The organism is Acidovorax sp. HMWF018, assembly GCF_003061035.1.
Lineage (GTDB): Bacteria > Pseudomonadota > Gammaproteobacteria > Burkholderiales > Burkholderiaceae_C > Acidovorax > Acidovorax delafieldii.
Genome location: NZ_QAIM01000113.1, coordinates 26,275 through 35,385 on the forward strand (window position 1 = coordinate 26,275; position 9,111 = coordinate 35,385).

Annotated in this window: 9 protein-coding genes and 1 other RNA gene; 3 read left to right on the forward strand and 7 right to left on the reverse strand. The window is 61.2% G+C overall.

Annotated features, from left to right (window positions below):
* Positions 1 to 27 precede the first annotated feature (27 nt).
* From DBR23_RS04155 to ompA, 7 genes are all read right to left on the reverse strand, one after another.
* Entirely contained in the window at positions 28 to 714 is a 687-nt protein-coding gene (locus tag DBR23_RS04155) for a response regulator transcription factor (RefSeq protein ID WP_056063622.1), read from the reverse strand.
* A gap of 17 nt (positions 715 to 731) precedes the next feature.
* On the reverse strand, positions 732 to 1,058 hold the full coding sequence (locus DBR23_RS04160) for a hypothetical protein (protein WP_056065068.1): 327 nt from the start codon (positions 1,056 to 1,058) through the stop codon (positions 732 to 734).
* 17 nt (positions 1,059 to 1,075) lie between these two features.
* Positions 1,076 to 1,543 (reverse strand): Spy/CpxP family protein refolding chaperone, encoded by a 468-nt coding sequence (locus DBR23_RS04165; RefSeq protein WP_056063625.1) that lies wholly within the window; start codon positions 1,541 to 1,543, stop codon positions 1,076 to 1,078.
* A gap of 377 nt (positions 1,544 to 1,920) precedes the next feature.
* Positions 1,921 to 2,307: a transfer-messenger RNA gene (gene ssrA, locus DBR23_RS04170) on the reverse strand.
* Positions 2,308 to 2,319: 12 nt separating this feature from the next.
* Complete coding sequence (locus tag DBR23_RS04175) at positions 2,320 to 2,994, reverse strand: HAD family hydrolase (RefSeq protein WP_108497402.1); 675 nt, start codon at positions 2,992 to 2,994, stop codon at positions 2,320 to 2,322.
* A 1-nt stretch (position 2,995) separates the two neighbouring features.
* A complete protein-coding gene (gene ubiG / locus DBR23_RS04180; protein ID WP_108497403.1) occupies positions 2,996 to 3,706 on the reverse strand; it encodes a bifunctional 2-polyprenyl-6-hydroxyphenol methylase/3-demethylubiquinol 3-O-methyltransferase UbiG in 711 nt (236 codons plus the stop codon).
* 89 nt (positions 3,707 to 3,795) lie between these two features.
* Positions 3,796 to 4,440, reverse strand: a complete 645-nt coding sequence (ompA, locus tag DBR23_RS04185) for an outer membrane protein OmpA (RefSeq protein ID WP_015014428.1) — start codon at positions 4,438 to 4,440, stop codon at positions 3,796 to 3,798.
* 223 nt (positions 4,441 to 4,663) lie between these two features.
* On the opposite strand from ompA, the gene gyrA reads away from it, so the two are divergent.
* The 3 genes from gyrA to pheA all read left to right on the forward strand — a co-directional run.
* A complete protein-coding gene (gyrA, locus tag DBR23_RS04190; RefSeq protein ID WP_108497404.1) occupies positions 4,664 to 7,339 on the forward strand; it encodes a DNA gyrase subunit A in 2,676 nt (891 codons plus the stop codon).
* A 95-nt stretch (positions 7,340 to 7,434) separates the two neighbouring features.
* A complete protein-coding gene (serC, locus tag DBR23_RS04195) occupies positions 7,435 to 8,544 on the forward strand; it encodes a 3-phosphoserine/phosphohydroxythreonine transaminase (protein ID WP_056746353.1) in 1,110 nt (369 codons plus the stop codon).
* A gap of 66 nt (positions 8,545 to 8,610) precedes the next feature.
* Positions 8,611 to 9,111, forward strand: a 501-nt coding sequence (gene pheA / locus DBR23_RS30255) for a chorismate mutase (protein ID WP_233250263.1), incomplete at its 3' end; no start/stop codon positions are given.

Genomic DNA, 9,111 nt, shown 5'->3' on the forward strand with positions numbered 1-9,111 from the left:
GGTCGTGAATGGGAGAACAAATCTGCTTCATGGGGCAGCGCGGCGCAAAGCCAGGGAGTAGCCCACGTTGCGCAATGTCTTGATGCAGTCCAGCGGCTCCAGCTTTTTGCGCAACCTGCTCACCACGATGTCCACCGCGCGGGTGTACAGCTCGGCCTCATGACCACGCAGCTGGTTCAGGATGTCGTCGCGGCTGAAGACCTTGCCGGGCTCGCGCGCCAACAGGTGCAACAGGTCGAACTCCGTGCCGGTCAGCTCCACCACCACACCATGGCGCTGCACACTGCGGCGCGCTGCGTCGATGGACAGGCCCTCGAACTCCAGCGCGCCCACGGCAACGCCCTGCCCCGGCGCCCTGCGCCGGCGCAATACCGTCTGCAGGCGCGCCACCAGTTCACGTGGCTCAAAGGGCTTGGGCAGATAGTCGTCAGCCCCCAGCTCCAGCCCCACCACCCGGTCCATCACCTCGCCGCGCGCGGTCAGCATCACGATGGGCAGGTCGCCCTGCTTGCGGATGGTGCGGCACAGCTCAAACCCGTCCATTTCGGGCAGCATCACGTCGAGGATGGCAGCGTCAAACCCGCCGGCCGTCAGCTGTGCCAAGCCATCGCTGGGCCGAAGTGCATGAACGAGTTCCAGTTCAAAACGCTGGAAGTAAGTGGCCAGGGGAGCGCCCAACTGCGCGTCGTCGTCAATCAACAATATGCGGTGCATGAGCAATTCTCACACCGTCAGGCGCGCTCCCCAAGGGCGGTATCGACAGAAGCGCCAGCCGCACACAATGCGCGGTGTCGCACGATGAGTCGCCGCAAACGGCCCTGCGCACCGGCATGGAGCGCATCAAAATGGTCGGCAGCCGCCAGCAGGGCAGGCAGCGTGTGGGCCGCCACCGAGGGCTGGCGAGCGACCAGGCCCATCGCATGCTCGCGGTCAAAGCGCGGCCCCCAGACCAGCGACATCAGCTCATCGTGAGGCTCTGGCATGCCCGACAGCAGCGCGGGCCCGTGCACACGAACGCCCTGGGCGAGGCGGTGGATAGGTTCCAGCGTGGGTGACATGCAATGCTCCCCGCCCATCACCCGCGGGCCATCCAGCCCTTGCGACGCTGCATCAGCTCGCGCACTTTTTGCTGCTGGTCAGGGTTCAGGCTGTCATAGAAGTCGGCCATCGCATTGACCACCGCGGGACTGTGGGCCTGCACCGCACGCGTCTTGTCTTCGAGCAGGGACTGCGCCCGCACCCGATCAAACTTGTCGCCCGCCACAATGGCCTGCACCTCGGCTCGGGGGTCTGCCGTCTTGCCGACGAACGCTGCGCGCTGGGCTTCCAGTTGATCGGCCAAGGCATTGAGCTTGGTCTTTTGTGCCTCGTTCAGATCCAGCTTGCTGCTCACCCGGTCCACCATCTTGCCGCGCACTTCCGCCATCTTTTCCGCAGTCATCGGGCCGCGCTGGTGGTGCCCGCTGGAGCAGGCCGTCAGCCCACCCACCGCGATGGACGCACCAAAAATGCCCATCAGCGTTTTCTTGATCCAGGGTTTCATGATGCTGTCCTTTCAAAGACGGTATGGAACATGACCCTGATGGTGCGCGCAGCGGCTTGGAACGTGGTCTCGAGCCAGTTTCGGTTTATTTCATTTTGTTTCTTGGGCGGTGTTGGCGAAGCACGTTGACAGGTGGTTGACTGCGCGAACGGCAGCGTGTTAGCCGATTTTTTCAGGGGTTTACAACGCGAAGCCGGGGATACACAGCCACTGCGGATTGCCGTTGAGGGACATGGTTCAAAGACGTCACGCCTCAGAGCCAGAAGGTGCATCGAATCGTTCGGTAAGGGCGAACGGAAGCAACTATCCTTGCGCAGCAGTACAAAATCAGTGGGAAAAGAAAAACCCCCAACCGTTACCGGTTGGGGGTTTATGTTTGGTGGAGCTGGCGGGAATTGAACCCGCGTCCGCAAGCCTTCGTCAGGCAGATCTACATGTTTAGCGGTCTGATTTGGATCTCGCTACCCATGTCGCGCAGTCGCACGCTACATGGGCCGCCAGCACCCTATTTTCTCGCCTCCACCCAAGGTACCCGGATGGAAGCCAGCCCATGTAATTATCCTTGCAGCCGGGAGGCACTGATTGCTCAGAACCCCCTTGCCCAGCCCATCGGCCAACTGTTGCAAGGCTCACTGGCAATTAAGCAGCGAGTGCGAAACGTTCGTCGTTTGCAGTTAGTTTGTTAAATCGAGATTTACGAGCGTGACTCAAGCTCGACATGCACCACACTGATCCCGAACCCACGTCGAAACCAGGACAGCCCCTAGCTTCTTATTTTAGGCGTTCGCGAGCAATTGCAAGAGCTCGCTGGGAGATTTAATTGCGGCGTGGGCGCCCCACTCTGCAGGGTCGGTCTTTGCGCCCAAGTAACCGTAGGTGGCGGCCACTGTACCCATGCCTGCCGCCAGACCTGCCACGATGTCACGCTCGTCATCACCCACGTAAATACACTGCTCCGGCGGCACACACAACCGCGCAGCCGCTTCCAGCAGGGGCGCGGGATGGGGCTTGGCGTGTGGCGTGGTGTCGCCACTGACCACTGCCGAAGCGGTGGCAAACAGCGGAATGGCCTGGGTCAGGGGTTCGGTAAAGCGGGCAGCCTTGTTGGTGACCACACCCCACGTCATGTTACGTTCGAGAATCTGGCGAACCAATTCCGGCACACCTTCAAAAATGGTGGTCTGCTCGGTCATGCGAGTTTCATAGTTCACGAAAAACTCTTCACGCATGACGGCAAAGTCTGGGTGATCTGGCCCCATGCCAAAGGCTTCTGCCAGCATGCCGCGGGCGCCTGCTCCCGCCATCGGGCGATATCGGGCCGGGGGCAGCGAAGGCAGACCTCGGTCGGTGCGCATTTTGTCTGCGGCCGCCCCCAAGTCTGGTGCGCTGTCGATCAGAGTCCCATCCAAATCAAAAAGGACTGCGCGAATGCCATGAAAAACGGTAGCCATATCAGCCCAGGCGACGCGCGGCAAACAGGTAATTGACGCTGGTGTTGGCGCTGAGCCAATAGCGACGCGTGAGGGGGTTGTATTCCAGGCCCTTGGTGTGCAGAACATCCAAGCCCGCACTGCGGCAATGCCCTGCAAGCTCGCTGGGGCGGATCATCTTGGCGTATTCGTGGGTGCCGCGCGGCAGCATGTTAAGCACGTATTCCGCGCCCACAATGGCCAGCATAAACGCCTTGGCGTTGCGATTGATGGTGGAGAAAAAGACCCAGCCCCCGGGTTTGACCAACGTGGCGCACGCGCGGACCACCGAGGCGGGATCCGGAACATGCTCCAGCATTTCCATGCAGGTCACCACATCAAAACCAGCAGGTTGCTCCAAGGCCATCGCTTCAGCGCTGATCTCACGGTACTGCACGTTTTGGGTTCCAGCCTCCAGAGCATGCAACTGCGCCACGCGCAACGCCTTGGTTGCCAGGTCAATACCCAGCACATCTGCCCCCTTGCGCGCCATGGAGTCGGCCAGAATGCCCCCGCCACAGCCCACATCCAGCACACGCTTGCCGGTCAAGGCGCTCAGCCCATGAATCCAGTCAAGCCGCAGCGGGTTGATCTGGTGCAAGGGACGAAATTCACTGTCAGGGTCCCACCATCGGTGGGCCAATTCGGAAAACTTGGCCAATTCGGCCGGATCTGCATTGACGGTTTCGATCATGTCGCTGATTGTCCATGAAGGGAGAGCGCGAAAAGCCCCAGACGCAAAAAAGCCCCGCAAGCGGGGCTTTTTGTGAAGCAATCCGAAGATTACTGAGCGGCGCGAGTGCCAACGACTTCGATTTCCACGCGACGGTTCTTCGCACGGCCTTCGGCGGTCTTGTTGTCAGCCACGGGTTGCTTTTCGCCCTTGCCTTCGGTGTACACGCGGTTCTTTTCGATGCCCTTGGACACCAAGTAAGCCTTCACGGCTTCAGAACGACGCACCGACAGCTTTTGGTTGTAAGCATCAGAGCCGACGGAGTCAGTGTGACCCACAGCAATGATCACTTCCAGATTGATGCCCTTGACCTTGGAAACCAGGTCGTCCAGCTTGGCCTTGCCTTCTGGCTTGAGCACCGACTTGTCGAAGTCGAAGAAGGCGTCAGCAGCGTAGGTCACCTTGGTGGCGACTGCAGGAGCTGGTGCGGGAGCGGGTGCAGGGGCGGCAGCGGGTGCTGGAGCAGCAGCAGGAGCTGGTGCAGCGGCAGGAGCGGGAGCAGCGATTGCGCCGTCGCAGCCAGGAGCTGCCGTAGCAGGCGTCCAGTTGGCATCGCGCCAGCAGTATTCGTTGGTACCGTTCTTCCAGACCAGTTGGCCAGAAGCATCGCGCCAGTTGTCAACGGTTTGTGCGCCAGCGGCGGTTGCGAGCGCTGCAGAGGCAAACAACATCGCCACTTTGTTCAGTTTCTTCATGGTTCTCCTCTTGGGGAAAAAGCCGCAGCCGCGCTGCGAATCAGGACGCCTGGGGTGACCACCACCCTAAGCGTTCAAACGATTGTGCCATACGTAACAGGGCAAAAGCTGCGCGCGCTGGTCGGGCCCCGTAGGACAAAACCTGAATTGCTTCGATATGTTGCGCCGTCGCTACACGGTCTTACGCCTAAAATGGCTCTCCTTTGCCGCCCCCGCCGTCCCAATGACCCAGTTTGCCAAAGAAACCCTGCCGATCAGCCTCGAAGAAGAGATGCGGCGCAGTTACCTCGATTACGCGATGAGCGTGATTGTGGGTCGTGCACTGCCCGACGCGCGTGACGGCTTGAAGCCTGTGCACCGCCGCGTTCTTTTCGCCATGCATGAGCTCAATAACGACTGGAACCGGCCTTATAAAAAGTCGGCTCGTATCGTGGGCGACGTGATCGGCAAATACCACCCGCACGGGGACTCTGCGGTGTACGACACCATTGTGCGGATGGCGCAGGACTTCTCGTTGCGCCATATGCTGGTGGATGGACAAGGTAATTTCGGATCCGTGGACGGCGACAACGCTGCAGCCATGCGATACACCGAAATCCGCCTGGCCAAAATCGCCCATGAAATGCTGGGAGATATTGACAAGGAAACTGTCGATTTCGGCCCCAACTACGACGGCAGCGAGAAAGAACCGCTGGTATTGCCCAGCAAGCTGCCCAACTTGCTGGTGAATGGATCGGCGGGTATTGCGGTGGGTATGGCCACCAACATTCCGCCACATAACCTCAACGAAGTGGTCGATGCGTGCCTGCACATGCTGCGCAATCCCGAGACGACCATCGATGAGTTGATGGAAATCATCCCGGCCCCAGACTTCCCCACCGCCGGCATCATCTACGGCATTAACGGCGTGAAGGATGGCTACCGCACCGGACGCGGCAAGGTGGTGATGCGTGCCAAGTGCCACTTTGAGGACATCGACCGCGGCCAGCGCCAGGCGATCATCGTGGACGAGCTGCCCTACCAGGTCAACAAGAAGACGCTGCAGGAGCGCATGGCCGAGCTGGTGCACGAAAAGAAGATCGAAGGCATCAGCCACATCCAGGACGAGTCGGACAAATCCGGCATGCGCCTGGTGATCGAACTCAAGCGCGGTGAAGTGCCCGAGGTGGTGCTCAACAACCTGTACAAGCAGACGCAGCTGCAGGACACGTTCGGCATGAACATGGTGGCGCTGATCGACGGCCAGCCCCGCCTGTGCAATCTGAAAGACCTGATCAGCGTCTTCCTGCAGCACCGCCGCGAAGTGGTGACACGCCGGACGGTGTTCGAACTGCGCAAGGCGCGTGACCGTGGCCATGTGCTGGAAGGCCTCGCCGTAGCGCTGGCCAACATCGACGACTTCATCGCCATCATTCGCAACGCGCCCACGCCCCCTGTGGCCAAGGCTGAGCTGATGGCCCGCCCCTGGGACAGCAAGCTGGTGCGCGAGATGCTCACGCGCACGCGTGCTGACGGTGGTGTGATCAACGCCGACGACTATCGCCCCGACGGCCTGGAAAAGGAATTCGGAATGGGCCAGGACGGCCTGTACCGGTTGTCGGAAACGCAGGCCCAGGAAATCCTGCAGATGCGACTGCAACGCCTCACGGGCCTGGAGCAGGACAAGATCGTCGCCGAGTACAAGGAAGTCATGGCGGTCATCGAGGATCTGCTGGACATCCTGGCAAAGCCCGAGCGCGTGTCGGTCATCATCAGCGACGAACTCACCTCCATCAAGCAGGAGTTCGGCCAGCACAAGCTGGGCGCACGTCGCTCCATCGTTGAATACAGCGCACAGGATCTCTCCACTGAGGACCTGATCACCCCCACCGACATGGTGGTGACGCTGTCCCACACCGGCTACATCAAGAGCCAGCCCCTGTCCGAATACCGTGCCCAAAAGCGCGGCGGACGCGGCAAGCAGGCGACCGCGACAAAGGAAGACGACTGGATCGACCAGCTCTTCATCGCCAACACACACGACTACATCCTGTGCTTCTCCAACCGTGGCCGCCTGTATTGGCTCAAGGTGTGGGAAGTGCCGGCAGGCTCGCGCGGCTCGCGTGGACGCCCCATCGTCAACATGTTCCCGCTGCAGGACGGCGAAAAGATCAACGTGGTACTGCCGCTCACCGGCGACATGCGCAGCTTCCCTGCGGACCGCTACGTGTTCATGGCCACCAGCATGGGCACCGTGAAGAAGACGGCACTGGACGAGTTCAGCAACCCGCGCAAGGGCGGCATCATCGCTGTCAACTTGGATGACGGTGACTACTTGATCGGTGCCGCTCTCACCGACGGCCAGCATGATGTGATGCTGTTCAGCGATGGTGGCAAAGCCGTACGCTTTAACGAGCACGAAGACAGAGGCGGAGTGCGCCCACTGGGCCGTGCGGCGCGCGGCGTGCGCGGCATGATGCTGGAAGAAGGACAGAGCGTGATCGCCATGCTGGTCGCCGAAGACGAAACGCAGAGTGTGTTGACTGCTACAGAAAACGGCTACGGCAAGCGCACCAGCATCGTCGAGTACACCCGCCATGGCCGTGGCACCAAGGGCATGATCGCCATCCAGCAGAGCGAGCGCAACGGCAAGGTCGTTGCCGCCACGCTGGTGCATGCAGATGACGAGATCATGCTGATCACCGACAAGGGCGTGCTGGTGCGCACCCGCGTGAGCGAGATCCGCGAACTGGGTCGTGCCACGCAGGGCGTGACGCTGATCGCACTGGACGAAGGCTCCAAGCTCAGTGGGTTGCAGCGCATTGTTGAGAACGACGCCAATGTGACGGATGCAGAAGCTGATGGGGATGCAAGCCCGGACAGTGGCACTTCCTCCGCACCTGAAGCCCCCGACGCCTGACCACCGCAGGGCGTGAAGACGCCCCGCTAATGCTATCAAAAGCAAAGCATCAGGCGCTTATTGAATAAGCGCCTGATGCATTTTTAGCCCCTAAAATGACACGCCCTTACAACTTCTCCGCAGGCCCCGCCGCCATCCCCTCCGAAGTCCTGCAACAAGCCGCCGCCGAGATGCTGGACTGGCACGGCAGTGGCATGGGCGTGATGGAAATGAGCCACCGCGGCAAGGAGTTTCTGTCCATCTATGAAAAGGCGGAAGCCGACCTGCGCGAGCTGCTGGCCGTGCCGTCGCATTTCAAGATCCTCTTCATGCAAGGTGGCGGCTTGGCCGAAAACGCCATCGTTCCGCTCAACCTGTCGCGTGCCGGCGTGGTCGATTTTGTGGTGACCGGCAGCTGGAGCCAGAAGTCGCAAAAGGAAGCACGCAAATATGCGTCCGAAGTCAACATCGTTGCCACGGGTGAAGAGACGGGCTATACCACCGTGCCGGACCCAGCTTCGTGGACAGTGAGTCGGGGCGCGAGCTACCTGCACCTGTGCAGCAACGAAACCATCCACGGCACCGAGTTCCACCAGCTGCCCGACCTCAAGGCGCTGGGCAGCGATGCGCCGCTGGTGATCGACTTCTCCTCGCACGTGGCCTCGCGGCCCGTGGACTGGAGCCGCGTGGGCCTTGCCTTTGGCGGAGCGCAAAAGAACCTGGGGCCCGCAGGCCTCACGCTGGTGATCGTGCGCGAGGACCTGCTGGGCCATGCCCTGCCCGCCTGCCCCAGCGCTTTCGACTACAAAATCGTGGCCGACAACCAGTCGATGTACAACACGCCACCCACCTGGGGCATCTACGTCGCCGGGCTGACCTTCCAGTGGCTCAAGCGCCAGACAGAAGGCAGCCTGACCGGCGTGGCCGCCATGGAGCAGCGCAACATTGCCAAGGCCACGCTGCTGTACAACGCTATCGACCAATCGCAGCTGTACGTCAACAAGGTGGCGGCCAACTGCCGCTCGCGCATGAACGTCCCGTTCTTCCTGCGTGACGAAAGCCGTAACGACGCATTCCTGGCCGGTGCCAAGGAGCGCGGGCTGCTGCAGCTCAAAGGCCACAAGTCCGTGGGAGGCATGCGCGCCAGCATCTACAACGCCATGCCATTGGCGGGCGTGCAGGCGCTGGTGGACTACATGCGAGAATTTGAGCAAAAGCACGCCTGAGCGCGCACCCCACACGACAGCAACAAAAAAACGGCTCCCAGAGCACGCACCGCTACCCCACCGTCCATGAACAATCCGCAAGCCTCACCCGACCTCACCAGCCTGCGCGTGCAGATCGACAGCATCGACCAGCAACTGCTCACGCTGCTGAACCAGAGGGCGCTGGTGGCCGAACAGGTGGGTGAAGTCAAGAAACGTGAAGGCACGCCCTTCTTCCGCCCCGACCGTGTGGCGCAGGTCATCGACAAAATCACCAACGCCAACCCGGGCCCGCTCAAGGGTGCGCACGTGGCGGCGATCTGGCGCGAGATCATGTCTGCCTGCCTGGCCCTCGAATCGCCCCAGCGTGTGGCCGTGCTGGGCCCCGAGGGCACGTTCTGCGAGCAGGCCGCGATTGAATTCTTCGGCGGTGCCGCCGACCTGATGTACTGCGCCAACTTCGACGAGGTGTTCCACGCCACGGCGGCAGGCAGTGCCCAATATGGCGTGGTGGGGGTAGAGAACTCCACCGAGGGCGTGGTCACCCGCTCGCTGGACTTGTTCCTGCACACCCCTACGCATGTGGTG

Bases quoted from the DNA above. Each gene is read 5' to 3' on its own strand.
- DBR23_RS04155 (WP_056063622.1), bottom strand. From the start codon at position 714: ATGCACCGCATATTGTTGATTGACGACGACGCGCAGTTGGGCGCTCCC.
- DBR23_RS04160 (WP_056065068.1), bottom strand. From the start codon at position 1,058: ATGTCACCCACGCTGGAACCTATCCACCGCCTCGCCCAGGGCGTTCGT.
- DBR23_RS04165 (WP_056063625.1), bottom strand. From the start codon at position 1,543: ATGAAACCCTGGATCAAGAAAACGCTGATGGGCATTTTTGGTGCGTCC.
- DBR23_RS04175 (WP_108497402.1), bottom strand. From the start codon at position 2,994: ATGGCTACCGTTTTTCATGGCATTCGCGCAGTCCTTTTTGATTTGGAT.
- ubiG (WP_108497403.1), bottom strand. From the start codon at position 3,706: ATGATCGAAACCGTCAATGCAGATCCGGCCGAATTGGCCAAGTTTTCC.
- ompA (WP_015014428.1), bottom strand. From the start codon at position 4,440: ATGAAGAAACTGAACAAAGTGGCGATGTTGTTTGCCTCTGCAGCGCTC.
- gyrA (WP_108497404.1), top strand. From the start codon at position 4,664: ATGACCCAGTTTGCCAAAGAAACCCTGCCGATCAGCCTCGAAGAAGAG.
- serC (WP_056746353.1), top strand. From the start codon at position 7,435: ATGACACGCCCTTACAACTTCTCCGCAGGCCCCGCCGCCATCCCCTCC.